Genomic DNA, 18,609 nt, shown 5'->3' on the forward strand with positions numbered 1-18,609 from the left:
ATCGTGCTCAGCGCCGCTTCGCCGCGCCGGCCACCAGGGCGACACCCGCTGCGAGGGTGCCGGCGGCGGTCGCGTACACGGCCCGCCGGTGGCGGATCGCCCAGGTCTGCGGGCTCCACGAGTGGGCCTTGTCGCTGAACACGCCACGAGCGCCGTGGTCACCGGGGGCGGGCGTGTAGACGTTGTCGGGCATGCGCGGGTCGTGCTTGTCCGGCGCGAGCTGGCCGGAGTATCCGGTCCTGGCGAGGAACCAGTCGAGGAATCCGCCGGCGAAGCGGTCGCCGAGGATCGTGCCGACGGTGGACTCCCCCACCCAGGTGCGTCGCCTCGGTCGGTCTGCGACGTCGGCGATGGCGGTCGCACCGACCTCGGGCTGGTAGATCGGCGGCACCGGCTGGGGGTGCTCGGGCAGCTGCGACTTCACCCAGCTGAACTGGATGGTGTTGAGCGCCGGCATGTCCACGGTCGAGAGCTTGACGTTGCTGCCGTCGTGGAGCAGTTCGGCGGTCACCGACTCCGTGAAGCCTCGGGCGCCGAACTTGGACCCGCAGTACGCGGCCTGCAGCGGGATGCCGCGGTGGGCGAGGGCGGAACCGACCTGGATCACGTGTCCACGATCGCGCGGCGTCATTCGCGAGAGGGCGGCCCTGGTGCCGTTGACGAAGCCGAAGAAGTTGACCGCCACGGCACGCTCGAAGTCCGCCGGTTCGGTCGTGAGGAAGTCCCCGAAGACGCCGACCATGGCGCAGTTCACCCACAGCTCGATCGGTCCGAGTTCCGCCTCGACCCGGTCCGCCGCCTGCTCGACGGCCTCCCGGTCGGCGACGTCCGTCGGCACCGCGAGAGCACGACGCCCGGCCTGCTCGACCTCGGCGATGGTCGCATCGAGTCCGTCCTCGCCACGCGCCAGCACCGCGACGTCCCAGCCGCGCTTCGCGAGTTCACGGACGGTCGCACGACCGAGCCCTGCGGTTCCGCCGGTGACGACGGCGACCCCGCGGCTCATCGCGCCGACCGATCGGTTGCTGCGGACCGGTGGGCGGAGGGGCGCGGAGAGGTTGTCGTCGTCAGAGGCATGACGCCACGTTAGGCGAATCCACCCCGCCAAGGCGGCCCCTTGCTTTCCCAGGCAGGACGGATCGCCACCCGGCGATCGCAGCGGGATAGCCGTACGATGAGCGGAGACCACCCTTGAGCCCGGAAGGAATGCGGACATGAGCGACACCTTCGCCATCGTGTACAGCGCACTCGACCGGGTCGACGAGGACGACCAGCTGGTGGAGCCGATCCTCCGGCTCATGCCCCTCAGCGGCGTCTCGATCGCGACGCTCGGCGACACCCTGAGCCCCGAGACGATCGCCGCGAGCGACGAGCAGATCGCGCTCATCGACGAGCTGCAGTTCGACCTCTCCGAGGGCCCCTGCTGGGACGCCGTCGGAAGCGGCCGCCCGGTGCTCGAGGAGGCCGTCAAGCGGAACGGCTACGACTCCTGGCCGTCGTTCACCGAGGCGATCCGCGACCACGCGGTCGGCTCCATCTTCGCCTTCCCCCTCCGCGTCGGGCCGCTCCAGGTGGGCGCGGTCGAGCTGTACGACACCGAGGAGCGCACGCTGGACGCGCAGGCGGTCGAGGACATGATGTCCCTCACTCGCCCGCTCAGCCGGTACGTGCTCCGACGCACCCTCGAACTCGCGAGCCTTCCCGACACGACGCAGCTGAAGCCCCACGCCCGACGACGGATCCATCAGGCGACCGGGTTCGTGATCGCGCAACTCGGCCTCACGCCCGACGACGCCCACCTGCTGATCCAAGCTCAGGCCTTCGCCCAGAACCGCTCGATGTCGGACGTCGCCGAGGACATCCTCGAACGTCGCACCGGCTACGTGCTGCGCGACGACACGATCGAAGACGAGCGATGAGCGCGCGCGGCGACGACGGGACCGGCTCCGAGCTCCGTCACTCGACCGCCCTCCTCGACGTGTTCGCGACGCTCGCCGACACCCTGGTGGACGAGTACGACGTCGTCGACCTGCTCCAGACCCTCGTCGACGCGACCGTGGACCTCCTCGACGTCCAAGCCTCGGGCATCCTCCTGGCCGACCCGAACGGTGATCTCGAACTGATCGCGTCGACGAGCGAGTCCGGGAAGCTCGTCGAACTCATCCAGCTGAGCGCGGACGAAGGCCCCTGCATCGACAGCTTCCGTGATGCGACGCCGGTGTCGATCCCCGAGATCGCCGCGGTCGCAGCCGACTGGCCGAGATTCGCCGAGGTCGCGGCGACCGCGGGATTCCGGTCGGCTCATGCCTTCCCGCTGCGACTCCGCCGGACCACCATCGGCACCCTCAACCTGTTCCGCACGACTCCGGAAGCCCTCGACCGGTTCGAGTCCCAGGCCGCACAGGCGATGGCCGACGTCGCGACCATCGGGATCCTGCACGAGCGGACCCTCCGCGAGAGTGACGCGACCCGCGAGCAGCTGGAGTCCGCGCTGCAGTCCAGGGTCGTCATCGAGCAGGCGAAGGGCGTCGTCGCCTACACCGCCGCGATCTCGGTCGAAGAGGCCTTCGAGCGCATCCGGAAGCACGCTCGCGGCGGACGTCGTGCCCTGGCCGACGTCGCCCGCGACATCGTGGAGCGACGCCTCGAGCTCTGAGGCCCGGTCACCGGCCCCGGTCGACCTTCAGCGCGGCTTCCGCGCGAACACATAATGCACGACGCCACTCGGTGATGCGGTCACCTCGACCGTGAACCGCTCCTCGAGGCCTTCGAGCCCGTCCCAGAGCCGCACCCCACGACCGAGCAGGATCGGGACGACGACCACATGGAGATGGTCGACGAGGTCGGCCGCGAGGAACTGGCGGACCGTCGTCGGTCCTCCGCCGAGACGGACGTCGAGTCCGTCGGCGAGCGACGTCGCGAACGACAACGCGTCGACGGCGGACAGGTCACGGAAGAGGAACGTCGTCTCACCGACCACCAGGTCCGGGCGTTCATGGTGGGTCAGCACGACGACCGGCGTGTGGAACGGCGGCTCCTCGCCCCACCATCCCCGCCAACTCTCGTCCTCCCATGGTCCGAGCTGCGGACCGAACTTGCGCCGGCCCATGATCTCGACGCCGATGCGATCACCCGTGGCCGCGGCGAACGCGTCGTCGACCCCGCGCGTCCCCGCGCCGACCGCTTCGTCCTCGTGCCCGCTCATCGACACGAAGGTGCGGGTCGGGAAGAACCACTGCATGAGCCGGTGCTGGGCGTGGCCGAAGGGGGTCTCGAAGGACTGGCCCTCGCCCGTGGCGAACCCGTCGAGCGAGACGGCGAGATTGTGGACCCGGAGCGTCGTCATGGGCACACGCTAGTCCGAACGTCCGGGCCCGTCGAGTAGCAGCTCGACGACGGAAAGGCAAGAGCGCGCCGAACGGCCGAACGGGAACGACACTCGAAGGAGGGCACGGCGGTCTGACGACCGGTCGACGCAGCCGGCCCGCCTGACATCGGGTGCCACGACGCGCCCAGAGAGGAGATGCTCGTGTTCACCGAGCTCGACGAATTCCTACGCGGCATGGAGTACCCCTGCCGCCCCAGCGACCTGACGCGTGAGGCCCGCCGCGACCTGCTCCCGCCCCACCTGGTCGAGGCGCTCCGCTCACTCCCCGAGCGCAGCTACACCAGCCGCTGGGACGTCCTGCACCGCACCTCGATCGCGGAGGCGCTGCCGATCAGCGTCTGAGCGATCGCGCACCACCGCTGAGCGGCACCGGCATCGCGCCGATGCCGCTTCTGCGTGTCAGGTCCGGTGACTCGCGCCGGTTCGCAACCCCCTCGGGGAACGTGGTGCTTCCACAGGACCGGGCCTACGGTGGAAACCGGAGAGCGGAGCAGGAGAACCCATGGGCAAGATGATCTACGACGCAGACGTGTCGGTGACGTTCGACGACCGGGTCCTCGCCCACCTGCAACAGGTCATCGGCGCGAAGTTGCGTCGCGGCGAAGCGTTCTACTTCGGGTGGAAGGACGATCCGCGGTCAGGCGACGGCCGGACGACGATCTGGCTCCACCCGGCGATGTCCCTCCGGTTCAAGTACGCGGGCAGCGTCCCGGTCGAACTCAATCGCGCCTGGCTCGATGCCCTCGCGGTCAGCGCCGACTCGAACCAGGGTCTCGTCCTCGTGCCGGAGCCCGGTCCGCGCACCTGAACCTCGCGGTCGCGCGCACCTCGCGGTCGTGATCGCAGCCCGGTCTGCCCTCACATCGAGCGTTCGTCGAACTCCAGATCGTCGACGTCGGTGAGTTCGGTCGCCCACTCCGGTCGCGCCGGCTGGAGCGCGGCGGTCCGCCGTTCGAGCTCGGCGATGATCTCCTCGTCGAAGGGTTCCTTCGAGGCGTTCTCCACGGGGGTCGAGAACAACTGGCTCGCGGGTCCGACAAGGAGGTGGGCGTACCCGAGGCTGCCACCGTCCGAGATGGTCGGCACCACAGCAATGTCGGACTCGCCGGTCTGGGCGAGGGCTCGCGCATACCGGAGGAGCGCCTTGCAGGTCTGGTCGGCCATCAGCAGGTACCCGCCGGCGTAGTGCAACTTCCTCATACGACCATTCTGGGAACCGAAGCGGTCGGGCCGTCAGACCTTGCATCCGCAACCCGGAGGGTATACCGGGAGGCACCGCGTGCCCGTGCGCTATCGTCTGGGCATGACCGACAGCGACCAGACTCCCACCACGCACGACGAGAACCGCCACGACCAGCTGACGACCGCCCCGAACGCGACCGAAGCCGACGCGGCTCCCCGCATCGACGTCACCGACCAGGGCGACGGCGTGACCCGGATCGACATCCGCGACGACGCGGCCGTGCGGCCGGGCGCGGACCCCGAGGAGACCGAGCAGGGCTGAGCCCCGCCCGCTGCACGCGGAAGCGCCGCCGACCCGAGGGTCGGCGGCGCTTCCGCGTGTGATGGACTCAGCGAGCGTCCGTGTCCGGCTGCTCGAGCACGTCCGGCTCGTCCGCCGTGTCCTCATCCGTCGACTCGTCCGGGATCTCGGTGGGCGGCGTGCCGACCACCATGTCCGGGTCGGTACCCAATGCGTCTGCTCCGGTGAAGTCGCTCATGTCGCTCCTGCTTCCTGTGGTGGTGGTTTCGATGTGGTGCTGGTGTCGGTCTGCCGCTGGTCAGGCGACGACGACGTGCAATCCGCCCGTGATCTCGATCTCCTCGAGCATCTCGGCTGCCATGCGCTCGTCGATCGGCGGCTCGAACTCCGCGTCGAACGCGAAGACGATCGGCTGCTCGGGCGACACGGTGACCGGCTCGGACGATTGGAAGCGCCCGCGGTGGAGCTGCAGCCGGAACGACCGTTCACCGAGCATGCGCGTGAGGATCACGCGTTCCAGTTGGGCGAGCGTCTGGTCGTCGACCTGTGATCGGAGCGCACCGAGGCGAAGGAATCCCATCGTCAGCCCCTTTCTCAGGTGTGCCACGCTAGCGCGCAGAGATGGGGGCGCCCGGGCCATTGCGCGGATGGCTCGGGCAGCGGACAATGCGCGTCGGCAAACAGTCATCGCCTTGTGGATAATCGGGCGCGCGCCAAGAATGTCTCGTATCCTGATAGAGCGCTTCACCGGCCCGGACCCCGTCGGGATGCGCACAGCAGTCGGCCGCTCGCGTCGTCGGCCATCGCAGGGGTCGGAAGTCGAGGGATCCCATGGGACAACTGGTCTACGGCACCGGCGATGCACGCGTTCGGCTCGACGATCGAACGCTCGCCCATGTCAAGACGATCGCGCTCATGAAGCTGCGACGGAACGAGTCGTTCGCGCTCACGATCCGGCAGGACTCCACCAGCGACGGACGCACGACGCTCTGGCTGCACCCGGCGATCGCCCTGCAGTTCTCCTTCGACTCCGACGAGGTCGGCGAGATGGACCGCGCTCTGCTCGAAGGCTTCATGCACGAGGCGAACACCGGCGAGGTCGTCGTGCACGCGACGACCGGCGACGACGCGACCGCCCAGGCGAAGTAGCCCGGGCGATCGCGCCGCCTGTTCAGCTGTCGCGGAGCATCGAGATGAGTTCGCTCTTCCGCTTGCCGGAGTAGCCGGTCAGGCCGATCTCCTTTGCGCGCTCACGGAGCTGCGCGACCGTCCAGTCCTCGTAGGACCCGGCCTCGCCGCCCTTCTCCCCGATCGTCGAGCGCCCCTCCTTCGCGGCGGCGTTCGAGATCCGAGCGGCCTTGCCCTTCGACGCGCCGTCGTCACGGAGCTTCTCGTAGAGCTCGGGGTCCTTCAGTGACGGGTTCTGCTTCCCGGGCATGTCGTCCTCCCTCATCGTCCGGTGGTCGGCCGATCGGCCTGCCACCAGCCTCTCGCTGCCCGACGGATCGGTGGAGGGGCTGGTGTCAGGGACACGGACGCGCTAGTTCAGGAACCAGTCCCTCGGGTGCTGGTCCGCGGTCGGCGGTGTGCGCTCGATCGTCGGGCGCGCCCACTCGGCCGCGTTCGCCAGCACTCGACGGATGTCGGGGTGGTGGTAGACCGGGTACTCCTGGTCGCCCGGCGAGAAGTAGAACACGCGCCCGCGACCGCGGTGGTAGGCGACACCTGACCGGAACACCTCGCCGCCGGCGAAGGTGGAGAGGAACACCTCCTCGTCGGGACGCGGGATGTCGAACTGCTCGCCGTACATCTCCTGGCGGTCGATGACGATCGGGTGCGGCACACCCTGCGCGATGGGATGGTCCGGGAGCACCGTCCAGACGAGCTCTCGCTCGCCGTCGTTCCGCCACTTGAGGGCGCAGCTCGTGCCCATCAGCCGCTGGAAGACCCGCGAGTAGTGCCCGGAGTGCAGCACGACGATGCCCATACCGGCGTGGACGTGGCGCACGACCCGCTCGACGACCTCGTCGGAGACCTGGTCGTGGGCGATGTGCCCCCACCAGAAGAGGACGTCGGTGTTCGCGAGGACCTCCTCGGTGAGACCGTGCTCGGGATCCTGGAGGGTCGCGGTCGAGACGGACACGGCGTCGCCGAGCGACTCCTCGAGGCCCGCCGCGATCACGGCGTGGATGCCGTCGGGGTAGTGGCCGAGCACCACGGTGTCACCGCGGGACTCGTGGACGAACTCGTTCCAGACGCGGATGCGGATCGGTGTCGTGGTGCTCATGCGGGGACCTCCAGTTCGTGCCCGGCGGCGGCCGAGGCGTAGGCGGCGTCGATGACGCGGCTGCGGTGCAGGGCGTACTCGCCGTGGTGACCGGCGAACCGGAGCTCACCGCCGGCGGTCTCGCCCGCGCGGATGGTGTCGAGGAACTCCGCGATGACCGACTGGTGGTGGCCGGCCGGGACCTGGACTGCGGGTCGTTCGATCGTCGGCGCACCGGCGACGTCGCGGTAGATCGTGACGGTCCCCTCGGTGTTGTAGTTGTCGACGTGGAGGCGGACGCCGCCCTCCGAGCCGAGGAGCTCGACCGAGATGTCCTCGTGGGCCTTCGAGTAGGACGCCCAGGACGCCTCGAGGTGCAGGCTGCCGCCGTCCTCGAAACGCAGGAGGGCGGACGCGAAGTCCTCGACGTCGAAGGCGTGCGTGGACCGGCTCGAGACCGGACCACCGCCGGAGGAGCCACCGCGACCGGCGCGGCCGAGCTCGTTGTACGCGACGGCCGAGACGTGCGTCACGCGCGGCTCGCCGAGGAGCGACAGCGCGATGTCGAGCACGTGGGAGCCGAGGTCGATGAGCGGCCCGCCACCGGCAGCAGCCTTGTTCGTGAACCAGGAGTCGATGCCGGGCACGCCCTGTCGACGGAGCCAGGAGGCACGCGAGTGGTAGACGCGACCGATCGGCTCCTCGGCGAGGTAGCGCGCGAGGTAGGCGACGTCAGCACGACGGCGGTGGTTGTACGCGACCTCGAGGACGCGGTCGGCGGCGGTCGCGGCCTCGACCATCTCGGCGGCGAGGTCGGCGGTCGTGGCGAGCGGCTTCTCGCAGAAGACGTGCTTGCCGCTGCGGAGCGCGGCCACGGCGATCGGGTGGTGCAGGGCATTCGGGACGCCGATCGAGACGATGTCGAGGTCGTCGCGGGCGACGAGGTCCTCCCAGTCGGCGTAGGTCTCGGGGACCCCACGGCTCTCGGCCAGCTCGGCGAGGCGCGCCGGTTCCTGGCCGGACAGGGCGACGACGGTGGCACCGGGGAGCGCGGTGAAGGCGTCCAGGTGCGTGGTCCCGGCGAAGCCGAGGCCGATGACGCCGACCCGGAGGTCCGGAGCGTCTGATGATGTCGGGGCGGTACTGGTGCTCATGCTCGGACGGTTCCTTTCGGGGTGCGGAGCCGAGCACTGTCGTGACCGGCGGTGGTCGACCTTCGCCACTAAATATAGCGGCCATATCTAGTAATGCAACCCTGCTACAGTCGCCCCATGGCGGAACCGGGGATCGAGACGGGCAGGGCGAGCGTCGAACTCGTCGCCGCCTACGCCTTCGACCATGGTGCGTTCACGGCGAGTGACGTCATGGACGGGACCGGTCTGACCCGTGCCACCGTGCTGAACGCCTGCGATGCACTCGCCGACCGCGGCTGGATCCGTGAGCTCGACGACGCCCGGGCCGCCGGTGACTACCGGCGGGGACGACCCGCCAGGCGCTACGAACTCGCCGCGGACACCGCGTTCGTGGTCGGACTCGACGTGGGGCAGCACCGGGTCGCAGCACTCGTCGCGACGCTCCGTGGTGAGGTCGTCGGCCGGGCCGAACGCCCCATCGTGGGCGGCGACGAAGACCCAGACCTCCGCCTCGCGACCGCACGGACCGTCGTCGAGGAGGCGACCGCGCAGGCCGGCGCGACCCCGGGACAGGTGCTCGTGACCGCCGTCGGCGTCCCGGCACCGGTGGACGCGCACGGCCGCTCACCGCGCGGCGATCACGACTACTGGGCCAGGATGAACCCCGACTTCGCGAGCCGCCTCGGCCCCTGGGGCGACGTCGTGCTCGAGAACGACGCCAATCTCGCAGCCACGGCTGAGCGCGCCCTCGGGGAGGTGGCACGCGAGTCCATCGCCGTCCTCCTGGCCGAGGCGAGCTTCGGCGCGGGACTCATCGTCGACGGCGTGCTGCTGCACGGCGGGGCCGGCGGCGCAGGCGAACTCCGCGTGCTCGGCATGGTCGAGGGCGTCGGTTCGCCTGAGGGCCTCGACGGTGCGGCACGGTCGTGGCTGGAAGAGGATCAGCGATCCGGTGCGGTTCCGGCGGCCTCCCCGCTCGCCCGGATGCCGATCGGTACCCTCGACGTCGGCCGCATCATCGACGCCGCAGCCTCGGGCGACGCCTACGCCGGCAGACTCGTCGAACGTCTCGGGGAGCGCCTCGGGCGGGTGTGCGTCCTGCTCGGCAGCCTGCTCGACGTGGACGAGGTCGTCGTCGCCGGAGGCGTGGCCCGCGTCGCCTCCCCCGTCATCGTCGCTGCTCAGACCTGGCTCGACGAGGGGACTTACGCCCCGACGCCGATCGTGCGGGCCTCGCGACTCGGCGCGGACGTCGTCGCCCTCGGTGCGATCACCCGGGCCGTCGCGACGATCCGCTCCCAGCCGTGGCGCTTCGCCGCCGCGATCCCGCGCTGAGACCACACCCGGCGCAGGGCAGCCCGGACACGGCGCAGGGCCCCACCTTCCGCCAAGATCGGTGGGGCCCTGTGCGCGGTGTCACCGCAGTGCGAACGGTCGTTCCGGCCGTACTCGTTCAGACCGTTCGCAGGGGACGGGCGACGCAGAGCGGCCCGTGTGCTTCAAGATTCGCAGCAGAAACGCGTTCATCCGGCCCCGAACCGTCGTTAAGAAACGCCGTTCTTACCGATTGCTGAAGTTCTGCACGTCGGCGGCTACTGCACCGACCATCCGCCGTCGGACGGCAGGACGACGCCGTTGACGTTCACGCCGTCGTCGCTCAGCAGGAAGGTGATGGACGCCGCGAGCTGCTCCGCGGTCGCGATCGTCGGGATCGCCGCCTGGAACGGTCCGAGCCGCGCCGAGCCCGCCTCGGAGACGTTCGGCGGGAAGGGGATGCCCGTCGCGACGCCGCCAGGAGCGACCGCGTTGACCCGGACGCCGTGCGGTCCATACATGAAGGCGGCGCTCTTGGTCATGCCGACGACCGCGTGCTTCGAGGTCGTGTAGGCGTTCCCCGAGGCGTTGCCGCGAAGCCCGGCCTCTGACGCGATGTTGACGACCGAACCGGATCCGGCCGCGACCATCGACGGCAGCACGGCGCGGGTCAGCTTGAAGGCGCCGGTGACGTTCACGCCCATCACCCGCTCCCAGGTCGCGTCGGAGGTCTCGTGGAGCGGGGAGAAGTCGTCGTTGATGCCGGCGACGTTGGCGAGCGCGTCGATCCGCTCCCCCGCCGCGGCGACGATCGCGTCGATGTCGTCCTGCTTCGTGATGTCGCCGGCGACCGTGACGAGGTCGGCGTCCGGGAGGCTCGAGGCGAGGTCGACGAGCTTGTCCTCGAACAGGTCGACGGCGATGACCCGACCCCCTTCGCGGGCGACGCGGGATGCCGTGGCACGGCCGATCCCGGAGGCAGCCCCGGTGACGATCACGGTCTTGCCGGCGAACCGACCGACGGTGATGCGCTCCTGCCACCCCTGAGGCGCGTCATCGACGGGTGCGACACCGTCGTTCGCGGCGAGGACGAGCTCGTCGATGAGCGACTGGGGCAGCTTGCCCTGGCTCAGGGCGACGAGCTGCTGGAGCGGGAGGCCCGAGATCGGCGCGAGCTGCGACTCCTCGGTGCCCAGCTGGGTGAGGAGGCCGCGGATGAGCGGTCCACCGGTGGGGTCGGCGAGCCACGCGGCGATCGGGGTGTTGGCGGTGAGGGCGCTCATGGGGTTCCTTCGGTCTCGGGAGGGCGATGAGCGGCGGGGTCGTCTGGGCCTCGAACCATACCGGACATCATTGTCCGGTACACGTTACGCCGTCCGCGGCACGGCCGCCAGCCCTCACGGTCGGCTCCCAGCCGGGTCCACCGGACCGGTCGCGCGGCGTTACGCTACCGGGATGTCGTCCACGCCCCCCAAGCCGAACCGCGGCCCGAGCGCAGGCCCCGAGAACCGCCGAGCGCTCGTCGCCGCGGCGCGTCAGGTGTTCGCCGCGGACGGCTTCAGCGCTCCCCTCAGCGCGGTCGCGAAGCGGGCGGGCGTCGGACAAGGAAGCCTGTACCGGCACTTCCCCGACCGGCTCTCCCTCGCGCTCGCGGTGCTCGACGAGAATGTCGGCGAGCTGGAGGAGCACGCCGGGCTGCCGGATGCGACCCTCGACACCCTGCTCGACGTCGTGATCGACCAGGCCCTCGTCACCTCGCCCTTCGTCGACGCGATCCTCGGCGAGGGCGACGACCCACGCGTCATCGAACTCGGCACCCGCCTCGACCGCCTCGCGCACGCCCTGCATGCGAAGGAACTGGCTGCGCACCGCATCGCCGACCACGTCGAGCCCGACGACATCCTCATGGCGATCTCGATGGTGGGAGCGACCCTCACCCGCATCCCCGATTCCCATCGAGCCGACACCGCGGCGCGCGCGAAGGCGATGTTCCGCCGCTCGTTCGGCCGATGAACCGGGGCGGGACGATCGGTGCGGCTGGGTCGGTGGCACAGGAAACACGCGAACCGTGTGCCGACAGCCCATTGAGGCGCGCGAGGGACGACCGTAGGGTCGGAGGGACAGAGAAGGGGTCCGCCATGCAGGCCAGCGCGTTCGCGTCGATCGACGTCGACACCATCCGTCGGTCGCTCGGCGAACCGGATCCCGCCGCAACGGCCAAGATCATGGACGAGCTCGACGAGAACTGCCTCGCCTTCCTCGCCCACTCACCGTTCTGCACCATCGCGACGTCCGACGCCGACGGCCGGTGCGACAACTCCCCGCGCGGGGACTACCCGGGGTTCGTCCGGGCGCTCGACACCCGCACACTCGTGATCCCGGAGCGCCTCGGCAACCGCCTGGCCGACTCCCTGCAGAACATCGTCCAGAACGGCCACATCGGCATGCTGTGCTTCGTCCCCGGCATGAGCGAGACCCTCCGGATCAACGGCACGGCCACCGTCACCGACGACCCGGCGCTGATGGCGATGCTCGAGCAGGACCACGTGACCCCGCAGCTCGCGATCGTCATACGCACCGAGGAGGTCTACCTGCACTGCGGGCGGGCACTCCTCCGCGGCGGGCTGTGGGACGCCGAGATGCAGGAGCTCGCGGCCGAGGTGCCGAGTGCGGGTCGGATCTGGGCGAGCATGTCGGGCCTCAGCACCGAGGTCGGCGACGCCATCGACGAGGCGGTCGCCGTCGGGAACCAGAGCCTGTACTGATGCGCAATCGCGCGGGCATGACCCCGCTCATCGTCCAGGAGATCGTGCGCGAGACGCCGACGATCGTCAGTGTCGTGCTCGCCGATCCGGAGGGCCGCCGGCTCCCGCCGTGGGACCCCGGAGCGCACATCGACCTGCAGCTCATCACCCGCCACGAACGGCAGTACTCCCTCTGCGGTGATCCGGCGGACGAGTTCCGGTATCGGATCGCCGTCCTGCGGGAGGAGCACTCGCGGGGCGCCTCGCACTACATCCACAACTTCCTCAAGGTCGGTCGGAAGGTGTTCATCCGGCCGCCGCGGAACCTGTTCCCGCTCTCGGACGCGAAGCGGCACCTGCTCCTCGCGGCCGGCATCGGGATCACGCCGCTGCTCTCGATGGCGAGGCGGTTGGCCGCGGGCGACGCCGACTGGACGCTCGTCTACGCGGTGCGCACGCGCGAGGACATCGCGTTCGCGCCGGAACTCGAAGCCCTGGGCGACCACGTGCGGATCCACGTCAGCGCGGAGAGCGGCCGACTCGACCTGGCCGGCCTCCTCGCGGGACTCGAGCCGGGCACCGACGTGTCGACCTGCGGGCCGCGCGGGTTCACGGACACCCTCACGAACCTGGCCGAGACGCTGCCCGAGGACTGCCGGTTGCACCTCGAGCGGTTCGAGCCCAAGCCCCGCTCCTACCTGCCGAACACGGCGTTCACTGTCGAGTGCGCGAGGTCGGAGCGGACCGTCGAGGTTCCCGCCGGGCAGACGATGCTGCAGGCGATGCAGGCCGCGCGGGTCGGTGTCGCCGGGTCGTGCATGCGCGGCGTCTGCGGCTCCTGTGCGGTGCAGGTGGTGGACGGGACGCCGGAGCATCGCGACTCCCTGACGACCGACGACGCGTCGATGATCATGTACCCGTGTGTGTCGCGGTCGCTGACGCCGACGCTCGTGATCGACGCGTAGCCGGGGCGACACTGCGACAGGCTCGGTGCCGGGCGACTCAGGGGCGCCAGGTGGCGTCCGCCGAGGCCAGGACCGTGCCGTCGGCGGCCCGCACGACGACCGAGGTGCCCTCCGGGCCCTCCGTCCCCGCGATGCGGAACGCCGTGTCGACGAGCACCGGCGCCTTCGCCCGGAAGCGGACCGACGCGAGCCGACGACCACCGGCGTTCGCGGTGAGGGCGTCGAGCACCAGGATGCGGGTGAGCGGGCCGTGCACGAGGAGGTCGTCGAGCCCCTCGACCTCACGCGCCCACTGGCGGTCGTAGTGGATACGGTGTGTGTTGCCCGTCACGGCCGAGAAGCGGAACAGCTGGCGGGAGTCGAGTGACCGGGTCACGGCCCAGTCGGCTCCGGCGTCGAGATCGAGCGCATCCTCGGCGGCCACCTCGGGTGCCGCCGTCCGCGGCGAGGGCACCGCGGGCTGCGCCTCGAGGAACACGTCGTGCCAGGTGCTACGGACGGCGACCTCGCCGTCGACGAGGTACTCACGCACGAGGTCGGCGAAGACGAGCCGTCCGGCCCGCCCTTGCTTCTCGACGAGCGAGCCGAGGCTCGTGCGCTGCGTCACCATGTCGCCGTAGCGGAGAGGCGACAGGAACTCGGTGTCCTCCCCCGCGTACATGCGGCGCGGGAGGTCGATGACCGGCAGCACGCCGTCCTCCGCGGGTGAGCCGTCCTCGCGGAGCTGCGCGAACGGCGTCTCGAACGGGAAGTGGACGCCCTCCCAGCCGGCGGGGAGCTCCTCGCCGAGGACCGGTTCCGGTGCCGCGATCGCGAAGGTGCTCCGGTACCAGGAGGCGGGACGGAGATCGAGCTGCTCTGTCCGGTCCACGGCTTCCACTCAGATCACCCCGTCGGAACGCAACGCGGCGATGCGGTCGGCAGGCTGCTCTGTCCGCTCCACGGCTCCCACTCAGATCACCCCGTCGGAACGCAGCGCGGCGATGCGGTCGGCGTCGTACCCGGCGAGCGCCGTGAGCACGTCGTCCGCGTGTTCGCCCATGTGGTTCGCGGGACGGTCGGTGGTCGCGGGGGTCGCGCTCAGTTTGATCGGCTGACCGAAGGATCGGAGGGTGCCGAAGGAGCCGTAGTCGCTCTCGACGACCATGTCGCGTTCGGCCGTCCCTGGGTCGTCGACGACCTCGCCGATGGTCTTCACGGCGGTGAGCGGGACGACGTCGCCGGCCAGTTCCTCGAGCTCGGCGCGGGTGCGGTCCGCGAACCAGGAGACGACGAGCGGCTTGACGCGTCGGGCGTAGACCTCCTCGTCGAAGCGCTTGCGCATGGTGTCGATCTCGGGGTCGGCGATCGCCTCGGGCGTGCCGAACAGCTCGCAGCTCGCCTTCCAGAGCTTGTCGGTGTACGCGCCGAAGAACACCTGTCCGTCGGCACAGGGGAACAGCTCGTAGGGCCGGACCCAGGCGTGTTCGTTGCCGGAGGGCGAGGCGACGGTGCCGTCGACGGTGTAGTCGACGACCGCGGTCTCGGTCATTGCGATGATGCTGTCGACCTGGGCGACGTCGACGAGCTGCCCCACACCGGTGCGCTCGGCGTGCCGGAGGGCGGCGAGGGTGCCGATGACGCCGAACATCGTCGCGGAGAGGTCGCCGATCGTGACGCCGACGCGCACGGGCGGCTGGTCCGCGTAACCGTTCATGGACCAGAGCCCGCCGGCGGCCTGTGCTGTGTTGTCGAACGCCGGACGGCGGCTCCGTGAACCCGTTTGCCCGTAGCCGGAGATCGCGGTGTACACGAGCTTCGGGTTGATGGCGGCGAGCGCCTCGTACGGCAGGCCGAGCTTCGCCATCGTCCCTGGTCGGAAGTTCTCGACGAGGATGTCGGCGCTCGCGACGAGGTCGCGCAGCACCTCCTTGCCGGCGTCGCTCGCGAGGTCGAGCGCCAGACCGAACTTGCCGCGGTTGTACTGCCCGTAGTAGCCGCTGAACTCCTCGTCGCCGTCACGCAGGTAGGGCGGGAAGCCCCGGGAGACGTCGGGGTCGTTCGGGTTCTCGATCTTGATGACGGTCGCGCCGAGGTCGGCGAGCATCGACGCGGCGTAGGGGCCGGCGAGGACGCGGGAGAGGTCGAGGACCACGACGCCCTCGAGCGAGCCGGGCGGGACGGCGAGTCGTTCCGTGGCGGCGAGGACCGCTTCGGTGTCGGCTCCGGTCGACGGCTGCTCGGCCATGCGTGTCCTCCTGATCGCTGTACTCCGTACCGGTCAACGGTATCGGGCGATGGAGGCCTCACCCATGTGCGAACCCCACACCTCCGGCGCGGTTCCATGGATCGCCCGTCCGTCACCGACGATGACGGGTGTGCATCGCGACCGGGATAGGTGAGGCTAGGCTTACTTTATGCGCAGCGCGACCCTCCTCCGATCGAGACGCGCGCTCGCCGTCGGCACACTGGCCGCCGCGCTCCTCGTCGTCGCCCTCGCGAGTCTGATGCTCGGGAGCAACCTCATCAGTCCCGTGGCCGTCCTCACCGCCCTGTTCGACCCCGCCCAGGACACCGGCGCCGTCGTCTGGGGGTCGCGGGTGCCGCGCACGGTGCTCGGCGTCCTCGTCGGCGTCTGCCTCGGGATCGCCGGTGCCGTCATGCAGGGGCAGACCCGCAACCCGCTCGCCGACCCCGGCCTGTTCGGCGTCTCCGCCGGCGCGAGTCTCGCGGTCGTCGTCGGGGTCTACGTACTCGGCACGAGCTCGGTGGTCACCACCCTCTGGCTCGCCCTGCTCGGCGCCACCGTCGCCAGCGTCGTCGTGTTCTCCGTCGCCGCTCTCGGTCGCGGCCTGTCGAGTCCCGTCCCGCTCGCGATCGCCGGCACCGCCGTCTCGGCCCTCCTCGTCGCCCTGACCTCGTACCTCGTCCTGTCCGACGAGACGACCCTCGCCGCCTACCGCATCTGGGTGGTCGGTTCGCTGTCCGGCCGATCGCTCACGGGCGTCGACGCGGCCCTCGTCTTCGCCGGACTCGGCCTCGTGTTCGCGGTCGCCAACATCCGCTCGCTGAACGCCCTGGCGCTCGGGACGGAGCTGGCGAACGGTCTCGGCGAGAACCTCATCCGCGCGCGACTCGTCGGGCTCGCCGCGATCACCCTGCTCACGGCCGCCGCCGTCGCCCTGACCGGCCCGATCGCCTTCGTCGGACTCACCGCCCCGCACATCGCCCGCACCCTCGTGGGCGGGCATCACGGCTGGCTCCTCCCCGCCTCGGGACTCGTCGGCGGGAGCGTACTGCTCGCGTGCGACGTGATCGGTCGACTCATCGGTGGCACCGCCGAGGTGCCCGTGGGCGTCGTCCTCACCGTCGCGGGTGGGGTCGCCTTCATCGCCATCGTGCGCCGCGGACGGATGGCGGAGCTGTGAGCGCCGTGCGGGAGGGCAGCCGCTTCTTCGGCCGTCTGTGGCGAGGGCGGGTCGTCGGCGTCACGATCGCCTGCCTCGTCGTCGCGCTGGCGTTCGCCCTGCTCGGGATCGTCGCCGGTTCGTCGTCCCTGACGATCCCCGACGTGATCACCACCCTGCTCGGCGGCGGGACCGGTGGTCAGGAAATCATCGTGTTCGAGCTCCGCCTCCCCCGCGTCGTCGGCGGTCTCCTCGTCGGTGCGTCCCTCGGACTCGCCGGGGCGCTCACCCAGACGTTCGCACGCAACCCGCTCGCCACCCCGGACATCCTCGGTGTCACCTCGGGTGCCGCGCTCGGGGCCGTGGCCGCGATCGTCCTCGTCGGCGGCAGCTACTCCGTCGGGGCCGGCGCGCTCAGTCTCGGCCTGCCCGCCATGGCCGCGATTGGCGCGCTCATCACCTCGGCCGCCGTCTACGCGTTGTCCTGGCGCGGCGGGGTCGACAGCTTCCGACTCATCCTCATCGGCATCGGTGCCACCGCGACGCTCGGCGGCATCACGAGTTACCTCATCGCCCGGGCGCAGATCACCGAGGCGGCAGCGGCAGCGCAGTGGCTCGTCGGCAGCCTCTCGGGCATCTCCTGGTCGAGCGTGTGGCCGGTGCTCGTCGCGCTGGTGATCCTGACGCCGATCGCGGTCCTGCAGACGAGCAGCCTCGACATCAGCCAGCTCGGCGACGAGTTGTCGACCGGCCTCGGCGTCGCGGTCCAGCGGCATCGGATCGTCGTCATCGCGTGCGCGGTCCTACTCGTCGCCGCAGCCGTGTCCGCGGCAGGGCCGATCGAGTTCGTCGCCTTCGTCGCACCGCAGATCGCCCGCCGCCTCGCCCGCACCGGTCGTCCGCCGCTGCTCGCCTCCGCGCTGCTCGGAGCCGTCATCGTCACGGGCGGCGACGCACTCGTCCGCGGCGTCCTGCCGGGCGAGATCCCGGTGGGCATCATCACCGCGATCATCGGCGCGCCCTATCTCATCTGGTTGCTGACGCGCCGCAAGGAACGGGAGACCTCCGCATGACCGACCCTGCCACGACCGCATCCCTCGTGAAGGAACGCCCGACGCCCGCCCTCGAGGCTCGGGGCGTCTCCCTGGCCTACGACCAGACGGTGGTCTTCGAGGGGCTCGACCTCCGTATCGAGACGGGCGAGGTCACGACCCTCATCGGCGCCAACGGTTGCGGCAAGTCGACGCTGCTGAAGGCATTCGGTCGCCTGCTCACCCCGACCGCCGGCACGGTCGAACTCGACGGTCGCGGCGTGCGGTCGATCCCGACCCGCGAGGTCGCGCGCCGCCTGGCGATCCTGCCGCAGAAGCCGCTGACGCCGTCGGCGACGACCGTCCGCGACCTCGTCTCGCGGGGTCGGCACCCGCACCAGAGCCTCCTCAAGCCCTGGACGCCCGCCGACACGATCGCCGTCGACGAGGCCCTCGCCGCCACCGGCCTCGAGACCCTCGCCGACCGCGACACGGCCTCCCTGTCGGGCGGGCAGCTGCAGCGGGCCTGGATCGCCCTGGTCCTCGCGCAGCGGGCCCCCACGATCCTGCTCGACGAGCCGACGACCTTCCTCGACCTCAGCCACCAGCTCGACGTCCTCCGACTCGTGCGGTCGATCAACCGCGAGCGCGGTGCGACGGTCGTCATGGTGTTGCACGACCTCACGCTCGCCGGCCGGTACTCCGACCGGCTCGTCGTCGTGGGCGGCGGCCGGGTCATCGCCGACGGCACGCCGTGGGAGGTCCTCACGCCGGCCGTGCTCCGCGAGGCGTTCGACCTCGACGCGATCGTCATCCCCGACCCGAGCAGCGGTTCGCCACTCATCGTGCCCGTCGACCCCGACGACGCGATCGCCCTCGACGCCGAGTGATCCGGGCGA

24 protein-coding genes are annotated in these 18,609 nt (G+C 70.6%); 13 read left to right on the forward strand and 11 right to left on the reverse strand.

The genetic code is table 11. The annotated features are described in order from the left end of the window. Window positions 1–7 precede the first annotated feature (7 nt). Entirely contained in the window at window positions 8–1,006 is a 999-nt protein-coding gene (locus tag IFT89_RS13635) for an SDR family oxidoreductase (RefSeq protein WP_137242492.1), read from the reverse strand. Window positions 1,007–1,214: 208 nt separating this feature from the next. On the opposite strand from IFT89_RS13635, the gene IFT89_RS13640 reads away from it, so the two are divergent. Both IFT89_RS13640 and IFT89_RS13645 read left to right on the forward strand, forming a co-directional pair. Beyond that, window positions 1,215–1,919: a GAF and ANTAR domain-containing protein gene (locus IFT89_RS13640; protein WP_124768482.1), complete on the forward strand. Its 705-nt coding sequence runs from the start codon at window positions 1,215–1,217 to the stop codon at window positions 1,917–1,919. After that, entirely contained in the window at window positions 1,916–2,656 is a 741-nt protein-coding gene (locus tag IFT89_RS13645) for a GAF and ANTAR domain-containing protein (protein WP_124768481.1), read from the forward strand. Before IFT89_RS13640 ends, IFT89_RS13645 begins: the two co-directional genes overlap by 4 nt. Window positions 2,657–2,683: 27 nt before the next feature. Here IFT89_RS13645 and IFT89_RS13650 read toward each other — a convergent pair whose 3' ends face one another. Continuing rightward, window positions 2,684–3,346 carry a dihydrofolate reductase family protein gene (locus IFT89_RS13650; RefSeq protein WP_124768480.1) on the reverse strand — a complete coding sequence of 221 codons (663 nt, stop codon included), beginning with the start codon at window positions 3,344–3,346 and terminating at the stop codon, window positions 2,684–2,686. A 183-nt stretch (window positions 3,347–3,529) separates the two neighbouring features. Between IFT89_RS13650 and IFT89_RS13655 the strand changes: the two genes are divergently transcribed. Then, window positions 3,530–3,730, forward strand: a complete 201-nt coding sequence (locus IFT89_RS13655) for a DUF2795 domain-containing protein (protein WP_161578564.1) — start codon at window positions 3,530–3,532, stop codon at window positions 3,728–3,730. Window positions 3,731–3,890: 160 nt separating this feature from the next. Further along, window positions 3,891–4,196: a DUF7882 family protein gene (locus tag IFT89_RS13660; RefSeq protein ID WP_137242495.1), complete on the forward strand. Its 306-nt coding sequence runs from the start codon at window positions 3,891–3,893 to the stop codon at window positions 4,194–4,196. A gap of 50 nt (window positions 4,197–4,246) precedes the next feature. Here IFT89_RS13660 and IFT89_RS13665 read toward each other — a convergent pair whose 3' ends face one another. Beyond that, a complete protein-coding gene (locus tag IFT89_RS13665; RefSeq protein ID WP_085512067.1) occupies window positions 4,247–4,588 on the reverse strand; it encodes a hypothetical protein in 342 nt (113 codons plus the stop codon). Between the two features lie 103 nt (window positions 4,589–4,691). Between IFT89_RS13665 and IFT89_RS13670 the strand changes: the two genes are divergently transcribed. Beyond that, window positions 4,692–4,892, forward strand: coding sequence for a hypothetical protein (locus tag IFT89_RS13670; RefSeq protein ID WP_159877319.1), 201 nt, complete (start codon window positions 4,692–4,694; stop codon window positions 4,890–4,892). Window positions 4,893–4,959: 67 nt separating this feature from the next. Here the strand turns inward: IFT89_RS13670 and IFT89_RS13675 are convergent, their stop codons facing one another. Both IFT89_RS13675 and IFT89_RS13680 read right to left on the reverse strand, forming a co-directional pair. Next, window positions 4,960–5,109 (reverse strand): hypothetical protein, encoded by a 150-nt coding sequence (locus tag IFT89_RS13675; protein ID WP_159453395.1) that lies wholly within the window; start codon window positions 5,107–5,109, stop codon window positions 4,960–4,962. Window positions 5,110–5,169: 60 nt separating this feature from the next. Further along, a complete protein-coding gene (locus tag IFT89_RS13680) occupies window positions 5,170–5,451 on the reverse strand; it encodes a DUF7882 family protein (RefSeq protein ID WP_064297054.1) in 282 nt (93 codons plus the stop codon). Window positions 5,452–5,702: 251 nt separating this feature from the next. Between IFT89_RS13680 and IFT89_RS13685 the strand changes: the two genes are divergently transcribed. Further along, window positions 5,703–6,020, forward strand: a complete 318-nt coding sequence (locus IFT89_RS13685; protein ID WP_124768476.1) for a DUF7882 family protein — start codon at window positions 5,703–5,705, stop codon at window positions 6,018–6,020. A 22-nt stretch (window positions 6,021–6,042) separates the two neighbouring features. Here IFT89_RS13685 and IFT89_RS13690 read toward each other — a convergent pair whose 3' ends face one another. From IFT89_RS13690 to IFT89_RS13700, 3 genes are all read right to left on the reverse strand, one after another. Further along, a complete protein-coding gene (locus IFT89_RS13690; protein WP_192004370.1) occupies window positions 6,043–6,309 on the reverse strand; it encodes a DUF7218 family protein in 267 nt (88 codons plus the stop codon). Between the two features lie 102 nt (window positions 6,310–6,411). After that, on the reverse strand, window positions 6,412–7,158 hold the full coding sequence (locus tag IFT89_RS13695) for a ThuA domain-containing protein (protein ID WP_202939239.1): 747 nt from the start codon (window positions 7,156–7,158) through the stop codon (window positions 6,412–6,414). Further along, entirely contained in the window at window positions 7,155–8,291 is a 1,137-nt protein-coding gene (locus IFT89_RS13700; RefSeq protein WP_124768474.1) for a Gfo/Idh/MocA family protein, read from the reverse strand. Before IFT89_RS13700 ends, IFT89_RS13695 begins: the two co-directional genes overlap by 4 nt. A 117-nt stretch (window positions 8,292–8,408) precedes the next feature. On the opposite strand from IFT89_RS13700, the gene IFT89_RS13705 reads away from it, so the two are divergent. Continuing rightward, window positions 8,409–9,605: an ROK family transcriptional regulator gene (locus IFT89_RS13705; RefSeq protein ID WP_164486911.1), complete on the forward strand. Its 1,197-nt coding sequence runs from the start codon at window positions 8,409–8,411 to the stop codon at window positions 9,603–9,605. A 257-nt stretch (window positions 9,606–9,862) separates the two neighbouring features. On the opposite strand, the gene IFT89_RS13710 is transcribed toward IFT89_RS13705, so the two are convergent. Beyond that, the gene (locus tag IFT89_RS13710; protein WP_202939240.1) at window positions 9,863–10,867 is read right to left on the reverse strand and encodes an SDR family NAD(P)-dependent oxidoreductase; all 1,005 of its coding nucleotides are present in this window, start codon (window positions 10,865–10,867) and stop codon (window positions 9,863–9,865) included. 172 nt (window positions 10,868–11,039) lie between these two features. On the opposite strand from IFT89_RS13710, the gene IFT89_RS13715 reads away from it, so the two are divergent. From IFT89_RS13715 to IFT89_RS13725, 3 genes are all read left to right on the forward strand, one after another. Further along, entirely contained in the window at window positions 11,040–11,597 is a 558-nt protein-coding gene (locus tag IFT89_RS13715) for a TetR/AcrR family transcriptional regulator (protein ID WP_192004367.1), read from the forward strand. A 125-nt stretch (window positions 11,598–11,722) separates the two neighbouring features. Further along, a complete protein-coding gene (locus IFT89_RS13720) occupies window positions 11,723–12,349 on the forward strand; it encodes an MSMEG_1061 family FMN-dependent PPOX-type flavoprotein (protein ID WP_139382378.1) in 627 nt (208 codons plus the stop codon). Next, window positions 12,349–13,293 (forward strand): PDR/VanB family oxidoreductase, encoded by a 945-nt coding sequence (locus tag IFT89_RS13725; protein ID WP_202939241.1) that lies wholly within the window; start codon window positions 12,349–12,351, stop codon window positions 13,291–13,293. Before IFT89_RS13720 ends, IFT89_RS13725 begins: the two co-directional genes overlap by 1 nt. Before the next feature lie 37 nt (window positions 13,294–13,330). Here IFT89_RS13725 and IFT89_RS20600 read toward each other — a convergent pair whose 3' ends face one another. Then, complete coding sequence (locus IFT89_RS20600) at window positions 13,331–14,164, reverse strand: FAS1-like dehydratase domain-containing protein (RefSeq protein ID WP_307783516.1); 834 nt, start codon at window positions 14,162–14,164, stop codon at window positions 13,331–13,333. A gap of 81 nt (window positions 14,165–14,245) precedes the next feature. Beyond that, entirely contained in the window at window positions 14,246–15,520 is a 1,275-nt protein-coding gene (locus IFT89_RS13735) for a CaiB/BaiF CoA transferase family protein (protein ID WP_202939242.1), read from the reverse strand. A gap of 169 nt (window positions 15,521–15,689) precedes the next feature. Here IFT89_RS13735 and IFT89_RS13740 point away from each other — a divergent pair, with 169 nt between their 5' ends. From IFT89_RS13740 to IFT89_RS13750, 3 genes are read left to right on the forward strand one after another with little or no spacing between them, the layout of a single operon-like run. Continuing rightward, the gene (locus IFT89_RS13740) at window positions 15,690–16,700 is read left to right on the forward strand and encodes a FecCD family ABC transporter permease (RefSeq protein ID WP_191940313.1); all 1,011 of its coding nucleotides are present in this window, start codon (window positions 15,690–15,692) and stop codon (window positions 16,698–16,700) included. Further along, on the forward strand, window positions 16,697–17,752 hold the full coding sequence (locus tag IFT89_RS13745; RefSeq protein WP_202939243.1) for a FecCD family ABC transporter permease: 1,056 nt from the start codon (window positions 16,697–16,699) through the stop codon (window positions 17,750–17,752). The genes IFT89_RS13740 and IFT89_RS13745 overlap by 4 nt, the downstream gene beginning before the upstream one ends. Then, a complete protein-coding gene (locus IFT89_RS13750) occupies window positions 17,749–18,600 on the forward strand; it encodes an ABC transporter ATP-binding protein (protein ID WP_194599533.1) in 852 nt (283 codons plus the stop codon). Before IFT89_RS13745 ends, IFT89_RS13750 begins: the two co-directional genes overlap by 4 nt. The last annotated feature ends 9 nt before the right edge of the window (window positions 18,601–18,609 follow it).

The organism is Plantibacter sp. CFBP 13570 (genome assembly GCF_014841395.1).
Lineage (GTDB): Bacteria > Actinomycetota > Actinomycetes > Actinomycetales > Microbacteriaceae > Plantibacter > Plantibacter auratus.